Source organism: Candidatus Spongiisocius sp. (assembly GCF_965221825.1).
Classification (GTDB): Bacteria; Actinomycetota; Acidimicrobiia; order Spongiisociales; family Spongiisociaceae; genus Spongiisocius.
Genome location: NZ_OZ244917.1, coordinates 1,154,359 through 1,176,607, shown reverse-complemented (window position 1 = coordinate 1,176,607; position 22,249 = coordinate 1,154,359). Strand labels below are relative to the sequence as shown.

At 67.5% G+C, this 22,249-nt stretch carries 24 protein-coding genes and 1 pseudogene; 15 read left to right on the top strand and 10 right to left on the bottom strand.

What is annotated here, in order from left to right:
- The first annotated feature begins 46 nt into the window (after positions 1 to 46).
- Complete coding sequence (locus tag ACOQPD_RS05495) at positions 47 to 544, top strand: YbhB/YbcL family Raf kinase inhibitor-like protein (RefSeq protein WP_420613902.1); 498 nt, start codon at positions 47 to 49, stop codon at positions 542 to 544.
- A gap of 133 nt (positions 545 to 677) precedes the next feature.
- Positions 678 to 1,520, top strand: coding sequence for a permease (locus ACOQPD_RS05490; RefSeq protein WP_420613901.1), 843 nt, complete (start codon positions 678 to 680; stop codon positions 1,518 to 1,520).
- Here the strand turns inward: ACOQPD_RS05490 and alr are convergent.
- Positions 1,506 to 2,678 (bottom strand): alanine racemase, encoded by a 1,173-nt coding sequence (gene alr / locus ACOQPD_RS05485; RefSeq protein ID WP_420613900.1) that lies wholly within the window; start codon positions 2,676 to 2,678, stop codon positions 1,506 to 1,508. The genes ACOQPD_RS05490 and alr overlap by 15 nt on opposite strands.
- A 38-nt stretch (positions 2,679 to 2,716) precedes the next feature.
- On the opposite strand from alr, the gene ACOQPD_RS05480 reads away from it, so the two are divergent.
- The 7 genes from ACOQPD_RS05480 to tsaD are packed head-to-tail and all read left to right on the top strand — an operon-like array spanning position 2,717 to position 8,088.
- Positions 2,717 to 3,856, top strand: a complete 1,140-nt coding sequence (locus ACOQPD_RS05480; RefSeq protein ID WP_420613899.1) for a hypothetical protein — start codon at positions 2,717 to 2,719, stop codon at positions 3,854 to 3,856.
- A 13-nt stretch (positions 3,857 to 3,869) separates the two neighbouring features.
- The gene (locus ACOQPD_RS05475) at positions 3,870 to 4,778 is read left to right on the top strand and encodes a P1 family peptidase (protein WP_420613898.1); all 909 of its coding nucleotides are present in this window, start codon (positions 3,870 to 3,872) and stop codon (positions 4,776 to 4,778) included.
- The gene (locus ACOQPD_RS05470; RefSeq protein ID WP_420613897.1) at positions 4,775 to 5,419 is read left to right on the top strand and encodes a uracil-DNA glycosylase; all 645 of its coding nucleotides are present in this window, start codon (positions 4,775 to 4,777) and stop codon (positions 5,417 to 5,419) included. Before ACOQPD_RS05475 ends, ACOQPD_RS05470 begins: the two co-directional genes overlap by 4 nt.
- Positions 5,416 to 5,895: a tRNA (adenosine(37)-N6)-threonylcarbamoyltransferase complex ATPase subunit type 1 TsaE gene (gene tsaE, locus ACOQPD_RS05465; RefSeq protein ID WP_420613896.1), complete on the top strand. Its 480-nt coding sequence runs from the start codon at positions 5,416 to 5,418 to the stop codon at positions 5,893 to 5,895. The genes ACOQPD_RS05470 and tsaE overlap by 4 nt, the downstream gene beginning before the upstream one ends.
- On the top strand, positions 5,892 to 6,596 hold the full coding sequence (tsaB, locus tag ACOQPD_RS05460) for a tRNA (adenosine(37)-N6)-threonylcarbamoyltransferase complex dimerization subunit type 1 TsaB (RefSeq protein ID WP_420613895.1): 705 nt from the start codon (positions 5,892 to 5,894) through the stop codon (positions 6,594 to 6,596). The genes tsaE and tsaB overlap by 4 nt, the downstream gene beginning before the upstream one ends.
- Positions 6,587 to 7,087 carry a ribosomal protein S18-alanine N-acetyltransferase gene (gene rimI, locus ACOQPD_RS05455; RefSeq protein ID WP_420613894.1) on the top strand — a complete coding sequence of 167 codons (501 nt, stop codon included), beginning with the start codon at positions 6,587 to 6,589 and terminating at the stop codon, positions 7,085 to 7,087. Before tsaB ends, rimI begins: the two co-directional genes overlap by 10 nt.
- A complete protein-coding gene (tsaD, locus tag ACOQPD_RS05450; protein WP_420613893.1) occupies positions 7,084 to 8,088 on the top strand; it encodes a tRNA (adenosine(37)-N6)-threonylcarbamoyltransferase complex transferase subunit TsaD in 1,005 nt (334 codons plus the stop codon). Before rimI ends, tsaD begins: the two co-directional genes overlap by 4 nt.
- A 39-nt stretch (positions 8,089 to 8,127) precedes the next feature.
- Here tsaD and ACOQPD_RS05445 read toward each other — a convergent pair whose 3' ends face one another.
- Positions 8,128 to 8,820 carry a nucleoside phosphorylase gene (locus ACOQPD_RS05445; protein WP_420613892.1) on the bottom strand — a complete coding sequence of 231 codons (693 nt, stop codon included), beginning with the start codon at positions 8,818 to 8,820 and terminating at the stop codon, positions 8,128 to 8,130.
- 351 nt (positions 8,821 to 9,171) lie between these two features.
- On the opposite strand from ACOQPD_RS05445, the gene groES reads away from it, so the two are divergent.
- From groES to ACOQPD_RS05425, 4 genes are all read left to right on the top strand, one after another.
- Complete coding sequence (gene groES, locus ACOQPD_RS05440) at positions 9,172 to 9,462, top strand: co-chaperone GroES (protein WP_420613891.1); 291 nt, start codon at positions 9,172 to 9,174, stop codon at positions 9,460 to 9,462.
- Between the two features lie 39 nt (positions 9,463 to 9,501).
- Complete coding sequence (gene groL / locus ACOQPD_RS05435; protein ID WP_420613890.1) at positions 9,502 to 11,136, top strand: chaperonin GroEL; 1,635 nt, start codon at positions 9,502 to 9,504, stop codon at positions 11,134 to 11,136.
- Between the two features lie 302 nt (positions 11,137 to 11,438).
- Positions 11,439 to 12,194, top strand: coding sequence for a DUF3800 domain-containing protein (locus tag ACOQPD_RS05430; RefSeq protein WP_420613889.1), 756 nt, complete (start codon positions 11,439 to 11,441; stop codon positions 12,192 to 12,194).
- Positions 12,195 to 12,430: 236 nt separating this feature from the next.
- Positions 12,431 to 13,417, top strand: a complete 987-nt coding sequence (locus ACOQPD_RS05425) for a 1-aminocyclopropane-1-carboxylate deaminase/D-cysteine desulfhydrase (protein WP_420613888.1) — start codon at positions 12,431 to 12,433, stop codon at positions 13,415 to 13,417.
- A gap of 39 nt (positions 13,418 to 13,456) precedes the next feature.
- Here ACOQPD_RS05425 and ACOQPD_RS05420 read toward each other — a convergent pair whose 3' ends face one another.
- A complete protein-coding gene (locus tag ACOQPD_RS05420) occupies positions 13,457 to 15,151 on the bottom strand; it encodes a thiamine pyrophosphate-requiring protein (protein WP_420613887.1) in 1,695 nt (564 codons plus the stop codon).
- Positions 15,152 to 15,321: 170 nt separating this feature from the next.
- Positions 15,322 to 15,618 carry a hypothetical protein gene (locus ACOQPD_RS05415; protein WP_420613886.1) on the bottom strand — a complete coding sequence of 99 codons (297 nt, stop codon included), beginning with the start codon at positions 15,616 to 15,618 and terminating at the stop codon, positions 15,322 to 15,324.
- A gap of 586 nt (positions 15,619 to 16,204) precedes the next feature.
- On the opposite strand from ACOQPD_RS05415, the gene ACOQPD_RS05410 reads away from it, so the two are divergent.
- Positions 16,205 to 17,224 (top strand): TIGR03617 family F420-dependent LLM class oxidoreductase, encoded by a 1,020-nt coding sequence (locus ACOQPD_RS05410; protein WP_420613885.1) that lies wholly within the window; start codon positions 16,205 to 16,207, stop codon positions 17,222 to 17,224.
- Positions 17,225 to 17,237: 13 nt separating this feature from the next.
- On the opposite strand, the gene ACOQPD_RS05405 is transcribed toward ACOQPD_RS05410, so the two are convergent.
- Positions 17,238 to 18,815 (bottom strand): gamma-glutamyltransferase family protein, encoded by a 1,578-nt coding sequence (locus ACOQPD_RS05405; RefSeq protein WP_420613884.1) that lies wholly within the window; start codon positions 18,813 to 18,815, stop codon positions 17,238 to 17,240.
- 58 nt (positions 18,816 to 18,873) lie between these two features.
- Between ACOQPD_RS05405 and ACOQPD_RS05400 the strand changes: the two genes are divergently transcribed.
- The gene (locus tag ACOQPD_RS05400; RefSeq protein WP_420613883.1) at positions 18,874 to 19,374 is read left to right on the top strand and encodes a flavin reductase family protein; all 501 of its coding nucleotides are present in this window, start codon (positions 18,874 to 18,876) and stop codon (positions 19,372 to 19,374) included.
- A 170-nt stretch (positions 19,375 to 19,544) separates the two neighbouring features.
- Here ACOQPD_RS05400 and ACOQPD_RS05395 read toward each other — a convergent pair whose 3' ends face one another.
- The 5 genes and pseudogenes from ACOQPD_RS05395 to ACOQPD_RS05375 all read right to left on the bottom strand — a co-directional run bounded on the left by ACOQPD_RS05395 (position 19,545) and on the right by ACOQPD_RS05375 (position 22,199).
- Positions 19,545 to 20,291, bottom strand: a complete 747-nt coding sequence (locus ACOQPD_RS05395; protein WP_420613882.1) for a hypothetical protein — start codon at positions 20,289 to 20,291, stop codon at positions 19,545 to 19,547.
- The gene (locus ACOQPD_RS05390; RefSeq protein WP_420614349.1) at positions 20,288 to 20,647 is read right to left on the bottom strand and encodes a type IV toxin-antitoxin system AbiEi family antitoxin; all 360 of its coding nucleotides are present in this window, start codon (positions 20,645 to 20,647) and stop codon (positions 20,288 to 20,290) included. Before ACOQPD_RS05390 ends, ACOQPD_RS05395 begins: the two co-directional genes overlap by 4 nt.
- 180 nt (positions 20,648 to 20,827) lie before the next feature.
- Positions 20,828 to 20,947, bottom strand: a pseudogene (locus ACOQPD_RS05385) (DNA-binding protein); the annotation flags it as partial.
- Positions 20,948 to 21,017: 70 nt separating this feature from the next.
- Positions 21,018 to 21,584: a TlpA family protein disulfide reductase gene (locus tag ACOQPD_RS05380; RefSeq protein WP_420613881.1), complete on the bottom strand. Its 567-nt coding sequence runs from the start codon at positions 21,582 to 21,584 to the stop codon at positions 21,018 to 21,020.
- Between the two features lie 108 nt (positions 21,585 to 21,692).
- Positions 21,693 to 22,199 (bottom strand): HNH endonuclease, encoded by a 507-nt coding sequence (locus ACOQPD_RS05375; protein WP_420613880.1) that lies wholly within the window; start codon positions 22,197 to 22,199, stop codon positions 21,693 to 21,695.
- Positions 22,200 to 22,249 lie beyond the last annotated feature (50 nt).

The following is a 22,249-nucleotide window of genomic DNA, read 5'->3' as shown; positions in this document are numbered from 1 at the left end:
TGCCGTGGGGTAGTCTCACCGAGCGGCTTATCGGAAGGAGACCGACATGGCGTTGCAGATCACCTCCACCGACTTCGAAGACGGCGACTATCTGGGCCCGGATCACATCCTCGCGGAGGAGTACGGCTTCGGGTGCGCCGGAGGCAACCGGTCGCCGCAGCTCTCCTGGTCGGGAGCCCCGGAAGGGACCGCGAGCTACGCCCTCACCTGCTACGACCCGGATGCTCCGACCGGCTCGGGTTTCTGGCACTGGGTGATGGTCAACATCCCCGCGGACGTGACCGAACTGGCGCCGGGCGCCGGTGACGGGTCCGGGATCCCCTCCGGAGCGCTGCAGACCCGGACCGATTTCGGCAAGCCCGGGTACGGGGGTCCGTGCCCTCCCGAGGGCGATCATCCGCATCGCTACCTCTTCACCGTCCATGCGGTGGGCGTGCCGGAACTGCCGGTCGACGCCGGCACGATGCCGGCAGTGGTCGGGTTCATGCTGCACTTCAACACGCTCGAGAAGGCCGCCGTGATGGGGCTCTACAAGCGGCGCTAGCCATCGGCGCCGACCGGGCGGGTCCGGGTAGGAAGGAAGGTCAACCGATGGCGGCCTCGCGGCGAGGAGCCCCACCGTCCATCCGCTGATCCGCGACGCGCTCATCCTGTTCGCCGAGCTCTTCCTGCTGTTCGTGGCGGTCACGTTCGGGCTGAACCTCCTCCGGCGCCGGGTCGGTGACGAGCGCCTCCGTACCCTCATGGGCGCCTCGCCCGTCGGGGCGGCCCTACGCGGGATCGGGGTCGGCTTCATAACCCCCTTCTGCACCTATTCGGCCATCCCCGTGCTGGTCTCGCTCCGGCGGGCCGGTGTCACCCCGGCCGGGTACGCGGCGTTCATAGTGGCGGCTCCGGTCCTCGACCCGATCCTGTTCGGAGCGCTGGTGATCATCGTGGGCATACCAGCCGCAATCATCTACCTGGTGGTTGTATTCGTGGCGTCGATGGTTCTGGCGCTCCTGGCCGAACGGGCCGATCTTGACCGCTTCATGAAGCCCCTGAGCCGGGCGGATGTGGATGGAGGTCCCGAGCCGGACATCGGAACCGGACCGTGGCGGGGGTTGGGGAAGGAGTGGCGTCCCGCCATGCTGTCGGCCCGGGCGCTTCTCCGCACCATGCTGCCGTTGCTGGCGCTGGGGATCCTGATCGGCCTGGCGATCGCAGCGTTCCTGCCGGCCGAGACGGTGGCCCGCGTGCCGGTCCTGTCGGGAGATGCGGCCATCCCGGCAGCCGCGGCCGTCGGCACGTTCTTCTACATCAACACCGAGTTGTTCGTGCCGATTGCAGACGGTCTCAGGGCGGCGGGCATCGGGATCGGCGCGGTGGTGGCGCTAACCATCGCCGGCGCGGGCGCCAACGTCCCCGAGTTCGTCATGCTGGCTCGGCTGACCAGCCGCAAGGTGCTGGCCGTGTTCGGCGGCTACGTCTTCGTGGTAGCCATGGCCGCCGGCCTCCTGGTCGAGCTACTGGTCGCCTAGGTAGTCCGCAGATAGATCTCCCCGGTAGCGGCGGGGGACGCGGGTGGTGATGCCGGTGAGGATCTCGTAGGGGATGGTCCGGGCCCATGCCGCCACCTCGTTGGCAGTGATCGTCTCCTCGCCCTGGGCACCGATGATCACGACCTCGTCACCGACCCGGACATCGGTTTCGGGTCTGGCGTCGACCATGAACTGGTCCATGCAGACCCGGCCGACCACCGGGTGGCGGCGGCCCCTGATCAGTACTTCTGCCCGGTTGGAAGCCGGCCGCGGGTAGCCGTCCCCGTATCCCATCGGGACGACCAAGATGCGGGTGTCGCGGTCGGGGGCCCAGGTCGCCCCGTAGCTGACCGGGCTCCCGGCAGGGAGCGACTTGGAGAGCACCACTGTGGACCTCCAGGTGAGGGCAGGCCGGATCTTGATCGTCTTCGTTGTTTCCTCGGCCGGGTAGACCCCGTAGAGCATCAGGCCGGGCCGCACCATGTCGAAATAGGAGTCGGGGTGCTGGAGGACGGCCCCCGAGTTGGCCAGGTGGAGCGTCGGCATGGGGAGGCCGCGGTCACCGAAGTATGAGACCACCCGGCGGAAGGTGGCGATCTGGTGGAGGGTCTGGGCGGGATCGGGCTCGTCGGCGGTCGCGAAGTGGCTGTACACGGCCTCGATCTCGACATGCCGACTCCCGAGGAGGGCGTCGAACAGCCCGGCGGCGCCCTCGGGCCTCACCCCCATCCGGCCCATCCCGGAGTCCACCTTGACGTGGACACGGGCGGTCACTCCCAGGCCGGCCGCGGCCTCCTCGATCAATCCCACCGCATATATCGAGGAGACGGTCATGGTCAGGAGGTAGTGGAGGAAGTCGGGAATCTGGCGGGTGTCCAGCCCCCCCATCACCAGGATGGGGCAGGTGATCCCGGCCTCCCGGAGCATCGCACCCTCCTCGAGGAAGGCCACCGCGAGGCCGGGCGGCCCCAAGGTCTCGAACAGCCGGGCCACCTCCACCAGGCCGTGCCCGTAGGCGTCGGCCTTCACCACCGGCAGCATCCGGGCGGGGGCCACCGCTGCCTCAACAGCCCGGTAGTTGGCCGTAAGCTGGTCGAGATCGATCTCCACATGGGTCGGGCGGGGCACCCGCGGGGCTGGGGAGGGGTCGAGGATCATCGTCAAGAGCGTACAGGTGGAAAGTCGAGCAAAAGAGGATGAGCACGGTCGACGGAGCAGCCAGGGCACGGCCCCGGTTCTTCGATACCCGAGCGGCCTACATGATGTTCCTGACCACCACCACGGAGAAGGCGGAGGTGGCTGCCCGGATCGCCCGCGAGGCCCGGCAGGTCGCGCCGGGGCCGGACGCCTTTCGCCTGTTCGACGCCGGCCTCGGGGACGCCACCGTGCTGGTCGAGGTGATGCGGAGCCTCCATGCGCTCCACCCCCACGTCCCGTGGCTGGTCGTGGGCAAGGAGATCAGCATCGAGGACGTCCGGATCGCCCTGGACCGGCTGCCCGACCGTTTCCACGAGCACCCGGAGATGGTGTTCGTGGTGACCAACATGACCTACGGAGAGGCCACCAACCTGCGGCCCGGACCGGGGAAGGGCGAGGTGTCATGGCGGCGCACCGCTCTGGAGGGCGCCACCACCGTCGGCTTCGCCCAGCAGATACGCAGCCTCCACGACACGCTGGCCGCGGACTGGCAGGTGACGACCAGTCCCAGGACGGGCAACCCGGTCTACGTCCGCCCCGCCGTCCACGTGATCTATCGCAAGGACCGGGAGTTCATCCTCCGCCGGGTACTTCCCGATCCGAGCACATACCGGGCGGCCTTCGATCTCGTCATCGCCTCCCAGCCCTACCGGGCCCGCACCCCGACCGAGCAAAAGGTCCGCGCCGTGATCGCCCCCTTGGCCCGGGCGCTGGCGCCCGGTGGCCGGCTGCTGGGGATCCACGCCTACGGCCACGATCCCGGCATGGAGATCATCCGCACCCTGTGGCCGGATGAGGATCCCTTCCGGACGGACCGCCGGGCCCTGCTGGCCGAGGCTGCACGGCAGCTGTCGAGCCCGGCCGACCGGGACCTGGTGATGGAGGAGTGGGACGACTCGGAGTCGGTGTTCCGCTACGAGATGCGGGCCATGCCGGTCGAGGCCAAGGAACATATCGGGACGTCCGCGATCCTGGCGGCCTGGAACGCCGCCGCCTACGTGGCCCAGATCGACGAGGAGCGGATGGAGGAGGCGGTCGCGTTCGGCGCCTACCACGACGGCACCAGGTCGGTGCTCCGGCGCCACGGACGGGTGTGGTTCAACAACGAGAGCTACGTGATCCGCCGGGAGCCGGCATGAGAGGCGGTGGGCTGTGAACGGCACCATCACTGCGGTGCCCGGGGTGGAAGTCGGGCACTGGACATCGGAGGAGCACCGCACCGGGGTCACCGTGGCGGTGTTCCCCGAGCCCAACGCGGCGGCGACGGAGATCAGGGGCGCGGCGCCGGGAAGCCGCGAGACTGCGTTGCTCGCCCCGGGGATGCGGGTCCAGCAGATCCAGGCGCTGGTGTTCACCGGGGGGTCCGCCTTCGGGATGGCGGCCGCGGACGGGGTGGTCCGGGAGCTGGCCGCCGACGGCCGGGGGCACCCCACTCGCAACGGTCCCGTTCCTATCGTCCCCGTCGTGGTCATCTACGACCTCGATCGGCCGTCCGGCTTCCACCCCGGAGCGCCCGAGGGAGCACTCGCCTACCGGAACCGCTCGCCGGCGCCCGTGCGTCAGGGGCGGGTCGGTGCCGGTCGGGGCGCCACCACTTCGCAGTGGCGGGGCGCCGCGGCCGTCCAACCCTCCGGACTCGGATCCGCCCGGGTCGAGGTCGGCGCCGCGACGGTCGGCGTGCTGGCGGTGGTCAACGCGGTCGGTGACGTCTTCACCCTCGAAGGGGCGCCGCTCACCGGTGGCGAGATGGTCCCGGGCCAGCCGGCATCCGCCATCACCCCCCATGCCAATACCACCCTCGCAGTGGTGGCCACCGATGCCCGCCTGGAGCGGAACGATCTCTTCCGTTTGTGCGTGAGGTCGCAGGATGCGGTGGCGGCCTGCATCCGGCCCGCCCATACCCGATATGATGGCGACTCGGCGTTCGCGGTGTCCTGTGGAGAGTTGATGGCAGATCCGGATGCGTTGGGCGAGGCCGCCTTCGTCGCCACCGGACGGGCTATCGCGGCGGCGGTGACCGGCGCTCGTCCGAGCGGTCCTGACCGGAATGAAAACCCATGACCCCTGTGGAGATCCGGGAACGCCTGGATGGGCTGGCCGGGAAGGCGGCCGCCTGCACCGCCTGCCGCCTTCACAAAGGGCGCACCCAGGCCGTTTTCGCCGACGGCTCGCCTGATGCGGACATCATGTTCATCGGCGAGGGTCCCGGCTACAACGAGGACAGGGAAGGCCTGCCGTTCGTGGGCAAGGCGGGCATGCTGTTGAACCGGCTCCTCCGCGAGGTCGGCCTGGACCGGCGCGAGGTGTACATAGCCAACGTCGTGAAGTGCCGGCCCCCGAACAACAGGGATCCTCGTCCCGACGAGATCGAGGCCTGCAAGCACTTCCTCGTAGAACAGCTCCGGCTGGTGGACCCGGCCGTGGTCATGACGATGGGCAACTTCTCGACCAAGCTGCTCCTGAAGACATCGGTGGGGATCACCCGCACCAGGGGCCAGGTGTACCCGTGGTGGGGGCGGGTGGTCGTTCCCACATTCCATCCGGCGGCGGCATTGCGGAGCGGTCCTGCCATGGAGGCGACCATCAGGGCCGACCTGGAGCTGGCGGTGCGAACCGCCCGGGAGCGGTTGGCGGATCCGGATGCGCAGGCGGGCGGGCAGGAAGAGCCCGACTCCTATCAACAACTCGGCCTGTTCGGATGATCGTCGTCGAGGCGTCTACCCCGAGTGACACTCGTCGGATCGGCCGGGCCCTGGCAGGGCTGGTGCAGCCGGGAGACATCATCCTCCTCTCCGGATCCCTGGGGGCCGGCAAGACCGTCCTGGCCGCCGGAGTCGGCGAGGGCATCGGCGTGGCGGAACCGATCACCTCGCCGAGCTTTGTCCTGGTCCGCCAATACAGCGACGGGTTCATGCCGTTGCTCCACGCCGATCTCTACCGGATCGGTTCATCCGGCGAGTTCGAGGATCTGGACCTGATCGAAGCGGCTCGTGACGGCGTGCTGCTCATCGAGTGGGGCGACGTGGTGGCCGGTCGCCTGCCCGACACCTGCCTGTCCGTGGAGATCGAGGGCTCCGGCGACGCGACCCGGACCATCCGGCTTTGCCCCTCCGAGCCATGGGCCGGCCGCGCGCTCGAACCCGCCATGCGGGAAGCGGCGCATGGGGTGCGAAGGTGAGGATCCTCGGTATCGATACGGCGACGGGAGCCTCGTCGGTGGCGCTCGTGGAGTCAAGGCAATTGGTGGCATCCGCAGGCCGGATCGGAAGCCGGGACCACGACGCCTTCCTCGTGCCGGCCATCGACTTCTGCTTCGCTCAGGCCGGATGGCATCCCGACCAGCTGGACGCCGTGGTGGTAGATGTGGGTCCGGGCCTGTTCACCGGTGTGAGGGTCGGCATCGCCACCGCCCAGGGCCTGGCCACGATGCTGGGCGTTCCGATCATGGGCGCCTCCTCGCTGGACGCCCTGGCGCTGCGGGCCACCACCGGCCACCGGTACATCTGGGCGGTGGTGGACGTCCGCCGTGGCGAGGTGGCGGTGGCCGGCTACCAGCCGGTTCCGGGCGGCGCTGCGCTGGACGCACCCCCCGAACTGGTCGGTTACCAGCAGTTCCGGGGCATCCTCGAGTCCGATGCCCGCGAGATACTGGTGGTGGGCGACTGGGAGGCTCTACCGCGTTCGGTACTGCGCGGACTGCGAGGCGTTCGGACCGGCATGCCTCGCTACCCGTCGGCTGACGCCCTGGCCGAGGTGGTGGTCTCGAAGGCGGGGCGGGGGGAGTTCGGTCATCCGAGGGAGGTGCGACCCTTCTACATGCGCGAGCCGGACGTCACGCTCGGATCGGTACACCGCCGGGAGGCGGGACTGTGGACCTGAACGGCGGGCTCGTGGTCCGGGACCTGCTCACCGATGACCTGGATCAGATCCTGGAACTCGAGGCCGCCACATTCCGGATGCCGTGGTCCCGCGAGGTGTTCGAGGCGGAGTTGGCAGCTCCGGGCCGGTCGTACCTGGTGGCGGATCATGAGGGCCGCGTCGCCGGTTACGGCGGTCTCATGCTGGTGGAACGGGACGCTCACATCAACACGCTGGCCGCCCGCCGCCCGGCGCCGGTACCGGCCGTGGGAACCCGTCTCATGCTGGCGCTGGTGCAGATCGGGCTGGCGGGCGGCGCCGAGCACCTGACCCTGGAGGTCCGGGCCTCCAACCGGCGCGCCCAGGAGTTCTACCGGAAGTTCGGCATGGCGCCGGTGGGGGTGCGGAAGCACTACTACCGGGACGAGGACGCCCTCATCATGTGGGCGCACGACATCACCGGCGCCGGCTACCGGGAGCGGCTCCGGCTGATCGAGGAGGCCCTGCCTTGAGCGGTCCCCTGGTGCTGGCGTTCGAGACCTCGTGCGACGAGACGGCGGTCGCGGTCACCGAGGGCCGGCGGGTGCTGTCCAACGTGCTCTCGTCGCAGGTGGACATGCACGCCCGCTTCGGAGGAGTGGTCCCCGAGGTGGCCGCCCGCGCCCATGTCGAGGCGATCCGCTCTCTCACCCACCGGGCGCTCCGGGAAGCCGGGGTACACCCCGACTCGCTGGACGGCATCGCCGCCACGCAGGGTCCCGGCCTGGTCGGCTCGCTCCTGGTGGGCTTCTCGTTCGCCAAGGCCATGGCGTGGAGCCGCGGCCTTCCGTTCCTCGGGATTGACCACATGGAGGGCCACCTGTTCGCGCCCCGCTTGGACTTCGACGAGTTCCGGCCTCCGGGCGTGGTCCTGCTGGCCTCGGGAGGCCACAGCCAGGTGGTCCTGATCAACGGGTGGGGGGACTACCGCGTCCTCGGCCAGACCATCGACGACGCCGCCGGCGAGGCGTTCGACAAGCTGGCCCGCTTCATGGGGCTGGGCTTTCCTGGCGGCCCGGCCATCGACGCCCTCTCCGAGACTGGAGACCCCGACCGGATCAGGTTCCCCAGGGCGCTGGCCGACCGCCGCTACGACTTCTCCTTCTCGGGCCTCAAGACATCGGTGGTGACCACCCTGGAGAAGGCCAGGGCGTCCGGGACCCTGCCCTCACGGGAGGACGCCGCCGCCTCGATACAGGAGGCGATCGTCGACGTGCTGGTGCAGAAGACGATGAACGCGGTCGAGGATCACGGTGTCGAGATCGTCGGGGGCGGGGGCGGAGTGGTCGCCAACCGGCGCCTCCGGGCCCGGCTCGGAGAAGAGGCCGACCGCCGGGGTGTGGGCCTGTTCCTGCCCAGGCCGATCATGTGCACCGACAACGGCGCCATGATCGGCGCGGCGGCGGCGTTCCGGCTGGAGCGGGGCGAGCGAACCGAGTGGCGGGCCGGGGTCGATTCCTCCATGAGGCTGTGAGGCGGTAGGAGGGCGGCGTAACAAGGGGGTGCGGTTCGGCTACCGATCGTCGACCAATGCGTCCCAGGCGATGTCGATCATCCGACCCACCGCGTCCCGGACCACGTCTCGGTGGGGGTCGTAGTAGTCCATGTTCTCGTTCGTCTCCGCCAGCGGGCTGCCGTCCACCGCCAGGATGGCGCCCGCCTGCCTCCCCGCCAGTCCGGCCAGCACGAACAGCGCGGCGCACTCCATCTCCACCGCCTTCACTCCGGTTTTCTGCCACATGGGCACCGGGGAGCCCAGAATGTCATGGATGAAGAATGCGGCAGTGGTCAGTGTCACTCCCTCGTGGATGTTCTCGGCGCCCTCGGCAGCGCGACGCAGCGCCATCACCACCTCGACCGAAGCCAGGGCCGGATAGCCGTCGGGCACTATCTGGGGGGTGTAGCCCTCGTTGCGCACCGCTCCGGTCGAGATCACCAGGTGGCCGTCCGTCACGTCGTCCTGCATGCCTCCGCAGGTCCCCGCCCGGATCACACGCTGCACGCCGGCCAGAAACAGCTCCTCGAAGCACACCGCGGCACCCGCCGCCCCCACCCCGTGAGAGGACACTCCCACCCGGGTTCCCCGGTGGTGGCCCACCAGGGTGACGTATTCCCGGAAGCGACCTATCTCGGCGGCGCCCTCGAGCTGCGAGGCCGCCCGCAGGGCGCGGTCGGGATCGCCGACCACCAGCATCCGCTCCGGCAAGTCATCGGATTCAACGCAAAGTAAGGGGAGGTACATGTCTCAGATGACCCTTTCGTTTCCGCCGCTTGTTCGACTCTATATCCATGCTGCATTGTGCCCGCCCGCGGCGATCAACTCCTCGCTCCGGGATCCCGGTGTCGATTCTTCGATGAAGCTGTGACACGGTAGGGTTACCGCCGCTACCCCCCACCTCCGCCGTGTTGGCAGACCGGCGCTTCCCTGGCTAGCAATCCGCAGTAAAGGCTGCTAACCTCTGGCACTCGTAAGGAGAGATTGCCAACAGGTCCCGCCCTTCCGGCCGGCCGGTTGGCATCTCGCACGTAACGCCACCTTATTCAAGGAGGACTTCGGATGAATCTGAAGCCACTCGGCGACCGTGTCATCGTCCAGCCCAATGACGAGGACGAGCAGCGCACGGCGTCGGGACTGGTAATCCCCGACACGGCCAAGGAAAAGCCGCAGACCGGCACCATCCTGGCCGTCGGCCCCGGCGATCTCAACGATGACGGCGATCGCATCCCCGTGGACGTCTCCCCGGGCGACACGGTCGTCTACTCGAAGTACGCCGGAACCGAACTGAAGTACGAAGGCGAGGAGTACCTGATTCTCGCGTCCCGCGACCTGCTGGCCATCGTCGGCTGACGGTAGCGGCAGGACAGGCCTCGAGAAAGGAAACTCACTATGGCAGCGAAGGATCTTCGTTTCGACGAGGACGCGCGACGCGGTCTTGAGTCGGGAGTCAACAAGCTCGCCGACGTGGTCAAGGTAACCCTTGGACCCAAGGGCCGCAACGTGGTGCTAGAGAAGAAGTGGGGCGCCCCGACCATCACCAATGACGGGGTGACCATCGCCAAGGAGATCGAGTTCGAGGACCCATACGAGAACATGGGTGCTCAGCTCGCCAAGGAAGTAGCCACCAAGACCAACGACGTGGCCGGTGACGGGACCACCACGGCGACGGTGCTGGCTCAGGCCATGGTGCGGGAGGGACTCCGCAACCTGGCGGCCGGCGCCAACCCGATGGGCCTGAAGCGCGGTATCGAGTCGGCGGTCGGAGCGGTGACCGAGTTCATCGGTGACTTCTCCAAGGACATCGAGACCACCGAGGAGATCGCGTCGGTGGCGGCCATCTCGGCGGCCGATCCCGAGATCGGCGCCACGATCGCCGAGGCGTTCGAGAGCGCCGGCAAGGACGGCGTGATCACGGTGGAGGAAGGCCAGACCTTCGGGCTGGAGCTCGAGTTCACCGAGGGGATGCAGTTCGACAAGGGCTACATCTCGCCCTACTTCATCACCGACCCCGACTCCCAGGAAGCGGTGCTGGAGGACCCCTACATCCTGATCGCCAACCAGAAGATCAGCTCGGTCAACGACATGCTCCCCGTGCTGGAGAAGATCATGCAGACCGGCAAGCCCCTCATGGTGCTGGCCGAGGACGTGGAGGGCGAGGCCCTCGCCACCCTGGTGGTCAACAAGATCCGCGGGACGTTCGCATCCCTCGGCGTGAAGGCCCCGGGATTCGGCGAGCGGCGCAAGGCCATGCTCCAGGACATCGCCATCCTCACCGGTGGCACGGTCATCTCCGAAGAGGTCGGGCTCAAGCTGGACGGGGTAGCCCTCGACATGCTGGGCCGGGCCCGCCGGGTGATCGTGGCGAAGGACAACTCGACCATCGTCGACGGCGCCGGCGCCGAGTCGGACGTCAAGGCTCGGATCATGCAGATCGAGCGCGAGATCGAGAACACCGACTCCGACTGGGACCGCGAGAAGCTGCAGGAACGCCTGGCCAAGCTGGCCGGCGGGGTTGCGGTCATCAAGGTCGGCGCGGCCACCGAGGTTGAGCTCAAGGAGAAGAAGCACCGGATCGAGGATGCGGTGTCTGCTACCCGGGCTTCGGTCGAGGAAGGCATCGTGGCCGGTGGCGGCGTCACCCTGCTGCGGGCCCAGACCGTGGTGGACGGCGTCGAGGGCGGCACCGCCGACGAGGAGACCGGACGGTCGATCGTGCGGCGCGCTCTCGAGGAGCCCCTCCGCCAGATCGCTTCCAACGGCGGCTACGAGGCCGGCGTGGTGGTCGACAGGGTACGCCGGGGCGACGGGGCCTACGGCTTCAACGCCCTGACCGGCGAGTACCAGGACCTGCTGGAGGCCGGGATCCCGGATCCCGCCAAGGTGACCCGGTCGACGGTGCAGAACGCCGCGTCGATCGCCGGCCTGCTGCTCACCACTGAGGCGTTGGTGGCCGAGCACAAGGACGATTCGCCCCCGGCCGGGGATCACGGCCACGGCGGCGGTGCGCCGGGGATGGACTTCTAGCCCACTCCGACCGGCAAAAGTACGCAACCAAGGCGGCCCGCCCCGAGTGGCGGGCCGCCTTGCGTCTTGATGCTTCTCCCTAGGGGTTCCTCCGCGCAGAACTCCAGTTCGCGCAACCTACTCCAACCGGTCCAAGCTAGCCTTGACGCGGGCGCACCCACTACACGGCCCCGCGTCGACATCGCAGTGAGTCTGGCGCTGCTGGTCACCCACTCCAAGGGCTCTCGACCCCTGGTTCACCACCTCATTAGCTGCCTACCCCAAGAACCCATCCCAACAATGTCCACCGGGATGTGGATCTGATGTTGATCTGTTACCGGGATGAATCCGGTAACACAGGCCGGCGCCTTGATGATCCCCAACAGCCCATTCACCTGATCGCTGCAGTGATGATAGGTGAGGATCGAGTGCGTGAGATGACAGGTTTACTCGATAAGCTAGCCCAACGAGCACCGAGTAGGCAGCCGCTCGTCGAGTATCACGGAAGAGAGCTATTCCGAGGTTCGGGACCCTGGACAGGTGTAAGTCCCGATCAACGAATCGACACCTACGCGGAGGCCCTGTCGGTGTTGGGTCGGGTCGGAGCAGGGGTAGCATATGCGTCGGTCAACAAGCCGAAGCTAGCGCTCAAGGGCTACGACGATGCTAATCCGCACATCATCGCACTCCAGTTCCTTACGGAGAAGATTGAGCGATGGCTAAGGGGCCAACAGGACGTTCTCAGCCAGCGTGCACTGTTGGTTGCGGACGAGAATCACGAACAAGAGCAGTACTCCTTCGATCTCATCCGTGAGATGCAGGCGGTTGGTGGACCGGTCGGCTCCGGCTATGGGATCAGCATTCCCCTTGACCACTTTGTCGATAGCGTCTACTTCGACCACTCAGACCGAAACCGCGGAATCCAACTCGCCGACCTCGTAGCATTTATTCTCTATCGCAAACTGCGGATTGGGCCGTCGCCTTCTAATCCCCGCTCCGATTCTGCTGTTGAGATGTTGTTCCACGAGTACATCTCGCCCAATTGCCGAACCTGGCGAGAAACGTGGCCGTCGACCTAGCCAGACACGCCACCGGGGCCCGCTAAAGGCCCCGGTGATGGCTGGACCGATGCGCCTCGGTGACCCAAAACGACTTACGGCCTGGTAGTGATACTACAGCACCCCGGTGACAAAGTCGACGGGGCGCCGGTCTGAGCGGCGTTCCGCGTCCCGAGAACCTGAGAGCGGTTGGTCGATCACCGGCGTTCGCCGGGAAAGAGAGGTTTGCGTGGTGCCGGCAGGTATCATCGCGGGCCATGACGAACACCCTCACGACCCAACCACTGCCACAGGTAGAGCTCGCCTTCAAGCCCACCCCCCTCCAGTACTTCCCGCGCCTGCGGGAAAGCTGGGGAGGCCCCCATATCTGGGTCAAGCGCGACGACCTGACCGGCTTCGGCCTCTCAGGTAACAAGGTGCGCAAGCTGGAGTTCCACCTCGCCGGAGCGATCGAGTCCGGTTGTGACACCGTGATCACCTGCGGCGCCTACCAGTCCAATCATTGCCGGGCCACCGCCCTGGCCGGCGCCCGGCTGGGCCTCGATGTGCGGCTGGTACTCCGGACCCCGGACGGGAACGAACCGGACGCCTCGGTGGCCAACCTGAGGATCGACACTCTGGCCGGCGCCGAGATCAGCTACATCTCCGAGGCGCAATGGCCCGACCGGGACGAGATCATGGCCGCGGACGCGGCCGAACTGGCCAGACAGGGCCACAAGTCGTGGGTGATACCCCAGGGCGCATCGGACAAGCTGGGGATGTGGGGTATGTCGCTGGGCTTCCGCGAGTTCATGGAACAGGCCCCCGAGGTGATCGGCGCGGACGTGGCGGCCGTGTGCCATACGGGATCGTCGGGCGGTACCACGTCCGGCTTCGGCTGGGGCGCCGACCGCACCGGTTTCTCGAATCCGGTCGTGGCCCTGTGCATCTCGGAGCCGGCCCAGAACCTGATCGACCGGGTCGACCGGATCTGGAGGGCCGGGGTGGAGACCTTCGGGGGCGAGATGCCGCAGCCCGATCTCCAGTACGTGGACGACTACCTCTGCGGCGGCTATGGCAAGTCGACCGACGAGCTGGTCGAGACCATGGTGGAGGCCACCCGGCTGACCGGCCTGCTCTTCGACGTCACCTACACCGGCAAGGCCATGTACGGGCTGAAGAACGAGATCCGCAAGGGCCGTTTCGATTCCGACGACCACATCGTCTTCTGGCACACGGGAGGCGGCTTCGGCGCCGTCAACTGATCGAGCGGCGTCCGGCCGGATTCGATGGGTGATCCCCGGTCAGGTGGTATGCACGTCTAGCAGGGCCTGCCTGCCTCCCTTCACTTGTCGCAGGGCACGTTCCAGGGCGTCCTGGAGCTCGGCGGGATCGTCCACCTCCTCGGCATAGGCGCCGCATGCGGAGGCCACCTCTGCGAAGGCGGGTGACGGGCTGAGATCGGTGAGCGGATAGTTACCGGAAGTCTCGGCCCAGCCGTTCGGTGCGATCCTCCGGACCGCGGTGCGCACCGCTTTCCAGCTGCTGTTGTTGAACACGACCACCAGGAGGGCGAGTCCGAGTTGCTCGGCCGCCAGATGGCAGGCCAGAGGGTTGCTGAAGATGTAGGCGCCGTCGCCGAGCGTGCATATGACGGTGCGGTCCGGCTCCGCGAGCTTGACGCCCAGCGCGGCGCCGAAGCCCCAGCCCAGCCCCGAGACCGCTGACGGCCCGTAGTAGCTGCCCGGGCGATCGAGCTCGAGCTGGTCCGAATGGGCGTCGTACTCGTTGATGACGATTCCATCCGGCGTAAGCGCGTCTCCGATGAGGCGGGAGAGGAATGCCGGATCGATGGGCCGGGCCGAATTCGCAGCCTCGGCCCGATGCCACGCACCCGCCCGTGACTCCTCATGTTGCGCGGCCAGCCGGCGCAGCCTGTGCTGTTGGGAACTGCCGGCGATCCTGCCCTTCACGCCGGCCGTCAGCGCCTCCAGGGTTCGGGCGGGACATCCGCCGAGAGCGATGCGGCTCGGGAAGTTCCACATCGGGTAGTCCCGCCGAATTGGATCGAGACCGATATGCACGACCGGCACATCCGGGGCGGGCTCGTCCTGCGGGAACCAGGGAACGTCAGCTTCGACGACGATCAGGAGGTCTGCATCCTGGATCACGAGGGCCGCGTCGAATCCCAGATGCTGGGGATGCGAGGACGGGAAGGACATGCGCTCGCGGAAGACTTCCACGACGCCTGCCCCGGCGACTTCGGCGAACTCGACGAGAGAGGCCACCGCGCCGGAGTCCCTTCCCAGTGAGTTGGTGATGATCAGCGGGTTTCCGGATCTGGTAACGAGATCGGCGACGCGGTCGATCGCAGACGCCTCCGCGGTGGTGGTAGCGGCCGGACCGGAGCGCGGCGGCCGAGAATCAACCTCGGGCGCCGCAGATGCGGCGAGTAGCTCCCGAGGGAGGGACAGGTAGACCGGGCCGGCCGGATCGGTGGTGGCCACCGCGAGCGCCCGGTCGACCGTTTCGTTCACCTGGCGCGGGTAGCGCAACTCGTAGTCCCAGCGCGTGTACTCACGCACCATGGACGCCTGGTCGAAGCTCTCCTGGGCCCAATGGATGTACATGTCACGCGATCCGGGGCTCCCGTCGGCGAGGACCGGGGTCCTGCCCGCCATGACCAGCATCGGAATCCGCTGCCGGGATGCGTTCATGATCCCCGAGGCAGCATTGGCCGTGCCGACACTCACATGAAGGAAGACCGCGGAAGGCACACCGGTCGCCATCGCGTGTCCGTGCGCCATGCTGACCGCCGCCATCTCGTGGGCAACCGTGACGGGTTGCGGCACAGGCCCGATGCCTTCCGCATCGAAGTGGGCGTAGGCTTCGATCAGCGGTGCGGCATCGGTTCCCGCATTAGCGAACAGATACGGCACGCCTGCGTTTCCGAGCCGGAGCAGAAGGGCTTCAGCGACTGTAAGGCTTGTTCCGCTCATCCGGCCCTCCCGCTCGAGGTCGACTAGAGCGGAGTATTACCGGCCGGGGCCGGACTCGCCAGCAGACCGGGACGCGATGGGTCACCAAACCTCACAGGTGTTCCCGCGGTCCGTGCTGGGTTCAGAGGCCGTCTGTCGGAATGGGGGCCCGCAAGGCGCCGGTTCGGACCCTAGGCGTCGGTGACGGCCTGGTCTTCCTCCTGGTCCTCGGGAAGGGTCGCGGTCACCGGCTCTTCGGCCGGAGCGGCGTTTGCGGACTCGGGCTCGGGCGTCGCGCCGTCACGGCCGAGGCTTACCCGCGCCTCCGCCGTGAATTGGGTTCTCGGAGAATCCGGATTGGCAGCATGAGGCTCGGGGGCGAGTTCGGGCTCTTTCGGTTCGCGGCTCATGGTCACGGTCACGATCCGGTTCTGGAGTAACCAGCCCACGGCGCCGATTCCTCCGATGAATGCGAACAGTTTCAGCAACCTTTTCATTGGTGATGCCCGTCTCTTCTCGGTTGTCATCCGCCGGCCCCGGAGCCACCTCCGATGGCAAGGACGTTACGTGCCCGATGGTACTAGACCTCCGAACACCTGGATACACCGGTAGTGGATTCGTAAAGATTCCGTGAGGACTCCGGGCAGCGTCGCCGGCCCATCCCAGGAGTTTGACCGGCCGGTAATGGATCGAAGCGGATGGGTCGAAATTGTCACACCCCCGCCATAAGTTGCCCAATGCCAAGCACTTACACCGGACGCAAGCGTCTAACCGATCGGAGCGACCCGGACCGCAGGGAACATAGAGGCTCCAAGGGGGCAACCCGCCGACACCCGGCCCCAACCCGGGCATGGCCCAACACGCCCCCAAACCAACGGTGGTGGTGGCGGGGGACGGGCCCGGTGCGGAGCGCCGTTCCGGCGCGATTTTCGCGACTTTCGATTCTTGAGGCAGAGGACACCGCCTGTGACGCCCGGTTCCTCAGGTTCGCTCCACGGAGTCGTGGTGCCGAGGATCGGTGGGATCCTGCTGTAGCCTCGCCGGAGGAACCGGTGTAGCCGGAAGGAAGTTGCCTTGAAGATCGACTACTACCTGGAGGACAGCTCGCTGGGCGCGGTCGCGGAGCAGGCGGCGCGGGCCCGGGTCATCGGCTTCGACGGGGTCTTCACGGCCGACACTGCACATGACCCGTTCCTGCGGGTGATGGCCGCCGCGTCCGCAGCCCCGGATGTCGAGGTCGGGACGTCGGTTGCGGTGGCGTTCGCGCGGTCGCCGATGGTGGTGGCCCAGACCGCCTGGGATCTGGCTTCCTTCACCGGAGGCCGGTTCCTGCTGGGCCTGGGAACCCAGGTGAAGCCGCACATCGAGCGGCGGTTCTCGATGCCTTGGGGCCGTCCGGTGGAGCGAATGGCCGAGTTCATCGGCGCCCTGAGAGCGATCTGGGACACCTGGCAGAACGGGACCCGCCTCCGCTTCCGGGGTGAGCACTACTCGTTCAGCCTCATGACTCCCTTCTTCGATCCGGGTCCGATCGCCCATCCAGACGTGCCCGTCCACATAGCCGGGGTCGGCCCCCGGATGTCCCGGCTGGCCGGGGAGATATGCGACGGCTACCACGTCCATCCCTTCCACACCGTCCGGTACCTGCGAGAGGTGACGCTTCCGGCGATGAGCGAGGGTGCTCGCCAAGCGGGGCGCTCCCTTGGCGACGTGGAGATGGTGTCGTCCGTGTTGGTGGTCACGGGCCGGGATGGAGACCAGATGGAAGAGGCCAGGCGGGTGGCCCGGGAACAGATCGCCTTCTACGCTTCCACGCCGTCCTATCGCCGGGTCTTGGATACCCACGACTGGGACTTCGGTCCCACGCTCGCCGCGCTGGCGAGGAGGGGTCGGTGGGGTGACATGGCAGAACTGATTCCCGATGAAGTGCTGGCCGAGGTTGCCGTAGAAGCACCGGTCGAGCGGCTCGGGTCGGCCATCAGGGCTCGTTACGAGGGGGTGCTGGACCGGGTCGGGTGTTACTCGATGGGAGACGCCCTTTCCTCGATGACGGATGAGGAGTGGGCCACGGTCCTGGCCCAGGTCCGCGGCTGAAGCTACCGATTCGTCAAAGGCTCAGGGCGAGGGCGGTCTCGAGCCTAGGATCGGCCACCGCCTCGCGCAGGCCTCCCGCCGACACGGCGATCGCCGATATGGGTCCCCAGCCCGCTTCCCAGGGGCCTTCGACGCCGATCCCGTGCCCGCGAGTCCGCAGGGAGTCGATCGTCCGCTGATCGGTCCGGCTCTCCACCGAGAGCACGGAAGAGGTGGCGTTGATGTCTCGGATTATCCAGCGGGGAACAGCCTGGGCGACGCCCGGTTCGAGCCCGGCATGGTGCATGTGGGCCCCCACCTGGGCCAGCAGTTGTGGTTGCTGGTGCCCGCCCCTGGTGCCGAGAATGAGCGCCAGCCGGTTCCCTTCCGTCCAGATGGTGGGCGAGAGCGTGTGGAGTGGCCGCCGGCCCGGCCTCCACTCGTTGGGATGGCCGGGAATGAGGTTGAATCCGGCGCCCCGGTTGTGCAGCCACACCCCGGTCCGCCCTGCCGACAGACCGGAGCCGATCCCGTGGAAGTTGGACTGGATCAGGGATACCCCCATCCCGTCACCGTCCACCGCGCACATGTAGGCCGTACCGCCGGCCGCTGGTACAGGGCGGCGCCACGAGCCGGCCGCGGCGGGATCGATCCGGTTCGCGCGCTCCGCCAGCTTCTCGGGGTCGAGCATGGCGAGATCCGGCCCGGTGTCCGGGTCGTACAGGCAATGGTCGCGTTCCCAGGCCATGGAACGGTATGCCTCGATCAACGCGTGCCAGTAGTCGGGGTGCTCCGGGTCGCCGGTCGGGTCCAGCTGCTCGAAGATCGACAGGGTGGCCAGGGTCAGGTATCCCTGGCTGTTGGGCGGAGTCGTCCAGGCGGTCCTGCCGAACAGCTCGGCGGACAGGGGTGCCACCCATCGGGCCTGGCATCGGGCCAGGTCCTCTCGGGTGATGAGGTTGCCGGTGGCTTCCGGGATGGCTGTCCCCACCCGGTCCAGATAGAAGGCATCCCGGCCGGCGGCTGCAGCCCGCAGGGATCCGGCCAGGAACGGCCGGCTTATCCGCTGGCCGACCGCGGGGGGCCGCCCGTCCGGGAACATGGGAGGCGCCGAAGCCTGCGTCAGCAGTTGGGCGGCGTTGGCCGTCCACGCCCCTGACAGCTCCCGCGAAGCGGGGAAGCCGCCCTCGGCCAGCCGGATGGCCGGACGCAACACCTCGGAGAGTGGTAGCGCCCCGTAGCGCTCCGTAAGAGCATGCCAACCGTCCACGCAGCCCGGCACCGTGACCGTGGGCGCCCCGTAGAGGGGCATGGTGGTGTGACCCGCCTCCCGCAGAGCCGAGGCGTCGGCTCCCGAACCCGCCCGACCCGAGGAATTGAGGCAGGCGGGGGAGTCGAGACCGGGCCGGTGCACCAGGGCGAACAGATCGCCCCCGATCCCGCAGGTCTCGGGCGCGACCGTCCCCTGCACTGCGTTGGCGGCGATCGCCCCGTCCACCGCGTTCCCGCCGCCCTCCATGACTTCGATGGCGGCCAGCGTCGACAACTCGTGCGGCGCGACAGCCGCCGCGCCGAAACCGCGAGCGGTTCGAACCGGAACCGGATGGGTCATCGCATTTAGGTTAGGTGATCCGGTGGCTACCCTCCCCGTTCGGAGAGGAGCATGGACGATGTCATCGCATCCGGCCGGTCTCGAGGACGCCTTCCGCGACATCATGGCCAATTTCGCGGCCAGCGTGACGGTGGTGACCAGCTACTGGGACGAACGCCACCACGGGCTGACGGTGTCGGCGTTCACCTCCGTGTCGCTGGATCCTCCTCTGGTGTTGATCTGCATCGACCATGCCTCGCACAGCATCGAGGCCCTCCGTGAGGCGGGTGGGTTCACCGTCAACATGCTCCGGGAAGGCACTGCTGACCTGGCGCTGCGGTTCGCCTCCAAGGACCCCGACAAGTTCCGGGACCTGCCCGTGCGGGCGCCCCGTTACGAGGGGGCCGGTCTGAGCCTGCCCTCGCACTCCTTCGCCTGCCTCGAATGCCGCACGGTCGAGTCGGCCGAGGCTGGGGATCACACCATCTTCATCGGCCAGGTGGAACACGCCGCCCGCTACGACCCCGGCCGCCCCCTCCTCTACTGGCAGCGGGACTTCCGCCGCCTCCAGGTCGACTAGGCAACGATCGGCGCCCGGCTACCGCGCCGACGCCTTCCATACGCGAGGCCGGTCGGGGATGCCGGCCCGTGTCTCACTCACATCTCCGGACGTGACTCGATCCCTCTGAAGTCGGGGCGCTTAGGTGCTGGCAGCAACAGTCGAGTGCTGGTGATTCCCGAGGCGCTCAGTCAGCCGACGAGTAGCCGGAGAGCGGCCCGCCCGCGGTCGGCCTGAGAGGTGGGCAACTGTGACCAAGCCCGGTGTAGGGGGTCGAGCATCTCGCAACGAGCCCGGATGCGCTGTTTGTCCTTTGAACTGAGTTTGTCCCGCAATTCAATGGGTTGTTGGATGAGGCTCAATAGGAGCGCCAAGTCGCTGCGTTGGTCATCGGGGACGTCGTCGACGACAACAGCAGCCGCCTTGACTACGAGGGCACCGAGTAGCGAAGGCCTGGGCAGAAGACCCTGGGCCGGCCCAGCAGCAATTGGCAACAACTCCGTTCGGTTGAGCGCCTGGGTTCCTCCCGGGACCTGAACGGTGTGACCTGGTGGAGTAGTGGTCACGTCCGTCCTGGGCCCCAGACCTTCGGGTGCCAGCACATCGATGCTTACCCTATCGCGGCGGTAGCGGTGCGCGACTCCTTGCGGTGACGCCCCGGCCAGGACGAACCCACGACCCTCAATGGCCTGGACGAATTCTCTGACTCCACCGGTAACTACACGGGCATTGACCAAGATGTCGAGGTCGGTGGACAACCGTTGAGGGCGCACACCGGCCTCGGTAGCGTGCACCAGCACCATCTGCCCACCGATCAGTGTCCACTCCCGAGGTCGCAGGTCGGCGAGTTCCAGCAAAGTGTCCCAAAAGGTGTATTCATGATCATCCAGGGTTGGGAGTTCGACCGGTGCCCGGTCGAGAACCGGCCATCGACTCACGGACACGCCAGGAGGGGGGCGGCAGCTCGTCGGGATCGGCCGTCGCCGGCTTCGAGCAGGTCTACGGCCACCACCGGCGCCGGTGCTACCTCATCGTCCGAGTCGAACGGCCAGAACTCGTCCTCGACCACCCGCAACACAACGTTGTGTCGCTCCGCGTAACGGTCCAAGGCCAACCGATCGACAAGGTCAGCCAGAACCGACGAGTGAACGTAACCCTCGAACTCGTCCACCGCGACCAGATCCAGTTGATAATGGCTTGCTGCGCTCACACCGGAGCGAACCACACCCTCTGCGGCCGCAAGCATGCCGATAACCGAAGGATGTGCGTAGTAGCGACGTGGCTCGGCCCGCACCGCCAACCTCCCTAGGCAGTGTTCCAGACCGGATTCAAAGCGGCGACGGGCCCGGGCACGCTGTGAAGCGGATAGGGCAGCTTCCCGACCCGACGCGACTGCCAACAGAGCCCACGCCGAAGCCGGATGCCATGGTCTACCCACAGGCGGCCGCCGATGCCTGAGGGGCTCAAGGTCGGCACGATCGACAACCCATGTTCGCCCGACTCGCTGACCGGTCAGAGTCCCGTTGGAGAGCATCTGGCGAACCCGCCGAGCGCTCACCTCCAATACGGCAGCTGCGTCTCCAACCCCCAACATTGTCATGACAAAATACTACCGTAAACAGAAATAATCTGGCAAATAAAATTTAGCAATTGATCCCTAGGTTCTATGACGTGCCGAAGTCGTGGTGGATGAAGGCCTTGAGGGTTTCGCCGCTGATCTGACCGTTGACCTGGCGGGTGATCGAGCCGTCCGCTCCGATCAGGTAGGTGACCGGGAGCCCGATGAACGGGTAGTTGTTCGTGACGGTCAGGTTGTCGTCGATTCCTAGCGGGTAGGCCGCACCGACCTCGGCGGCGAAGGTCTCGGCGGGGCCGGGGGCGTCCTCCACGGCGACGCCCAGGAAGGCCACCTGCGGATTCTCCTCCGCCACCCGCGAGAACTCCGGTATCTCGACCCGGCACGGGCCGCACCAGCTGGCCCACAGGTTGAGCACCAGGGGTCGCCCGTCGACGGATCGGTATTCAGACATCACGAACCTAGACCCGTCGAACAGCGCCACGGACATGTCCGGGGCGGGTTGTCCGGCCAGGGCGCCTCTCGGGAAGCCGGCGACGTCTATCGAGATGGATCCGGCGGCATCGCCCGGTTGCGGGCTGGGGGGCCGGGTCAGCACCGCTGCCCCGGCGATGACAATTGCCGCCATTGCGACGGCGGCGATCTTCCAAGCCACCGGCATCCGCCGCCGTTCTGACTGCTCCGGGGGAAAATCCGGCGCCGGGGCGGTCGGCGGATGATGGTTCGACTCGGCCACGGCCGCAGGGTAGTGAGGGCCGGTCCGTTAGGGAGGAACTCGGTTGGCGGGGGTGCGGAGGGCCTGGAGTATCGCCAGTGTGTGGGGGTCGGGCTGCGGTGGTTGGTGGCCGCAACTGCGCCGGGTGGGTAGGAGCCGCCGGCGCCGGGGCAGGGTTCGGGCGTCGATGCGCATGCCCTGGCGGTGTATGGCTATGTGGTGGTGCCACCAGCAGAGGGTGGTGAGGTTCTCGGGGCTGTTGTCTCCGCCCTTGGACCGTTCCCGGATGTGGTGGACCTCGAGGCGGTATACGGAGGTGCGGGCGTCGATGGTGCATCCGTTGTCACGGGCCAGCACCACCCGCCTCAGCGCCGGCGGTATGCCCGACTTCGATCCGTGCCCTACGACGCCTTGTCCGGCCAGGGTGATGGTCTCGATACGGCCTATGCATTCGACGAGGTCGACGGTGCCGGGTCCGACCCGTCCTCCCGCCAGCATGGCGGTGCCCTGTTCGTATCCTGATTCCTCTGCGAGGGGCTGGGTGCCGACGAGCATGAGCACCGGTTCCCGCCGGTTGCGCGCCGCCCGTATCTTCTCTGCGGTCG

Excerpts from the sequence above, each read along its gene's own strand:
- ACOQPD_RS05495 (WP_420613902.1), top strand. The coding sequence starts at position 47 with ATGGCGTTGCAGATCACCTCCACCGACTTCGAAGACGGCGACTATCTG.
- alr (WP_420613900.1), bottom strand. The coding sequence starts at position 2,678 with ATGATCCTCGACCCCTCCCCAGCCCCGCGGGTGCCCCGCCCGACCCAT.
- ACOQPD_RS05480 (WP_420613899.1), top strand. The coding sequence starts at position 2,717 with ATGAGCACGGTCGACGGAGCAGCCAGGGCACGGCCCCGGTTCTTCGAT.
- ACOQPD_RS05470 (WP_420613897.1), top strand. The coding sequence starts at position 4,775 with ATGACCCCTGTGGAGATCCGGGAACGCCTGGATGGGCTGGCCGGGAAG.
- tsaE (WP_420613896.1), top strand. The coding sequence starts at position 5,416 with ATGATCGTCGTCGAGGCGTCTACCCCGAGTGACACTCGTCGGATCGGC.
- groES (WP_420613891.1), top strand. The coding sequence starts at position 9,172 with ATGAATCTGAAGCCACTCGGCGACCGTGTCATCGTCCAGCCCAATGAC.
- groL (WP_420613890.1), top strand. The coding sequence starts at position 9,502 with ATGGCAGCGAAGGATCTTCGTTTCGACGAGGACGCGCGACGCGGTCTT.
- ACOQPD_RS05430 (WP_420613889.1), top strand. The coding sequence starts at position 11,439 with ATGTTGATCTGTTACCGGGATGAATCCGGTAACACAGGCCGGCGCCTT.
- ACOQPD_RS05425 (WP_420613888.1), top strand. The coding sequence starts at position 12,431 with ATGACGAACACCCTCACGACCCAACCACTGCCACAGGTAGAGCTCGCC.
- ACOQPD_RS05420 (WP_420613887.1), bottom strand. The coding sequence starts at position 15,151 with ATGAGCGGAACAAGCCTTACAGTCGCTGAAGCCCTTCTGCTCCGGCTC.
- ACOQPD_RS05405 (WP_420613884.1), bottom strand. The coding sequence starts at position 18,815 with ATGACCCATCCGGTTCCGGTTCGAACCGCTCGCGGTTTCGGCGCGGCG.
- ACOQPD_RS05400 (WP_420613883.1), top strand. The coding sequence starts at position 18,874 with ATGTCATCGCATCCGGCCGGTCTCGAGGACGCCTTCCGCGACATCATG.
- ACOQPD_RS05375 (WP_420613880.1), bottom strand. The coding sequence starts at position 22,199 with ATGCTCGTCGGCACCCAGCCCCTCGCAGAGGAATCAGGATACGAACAG.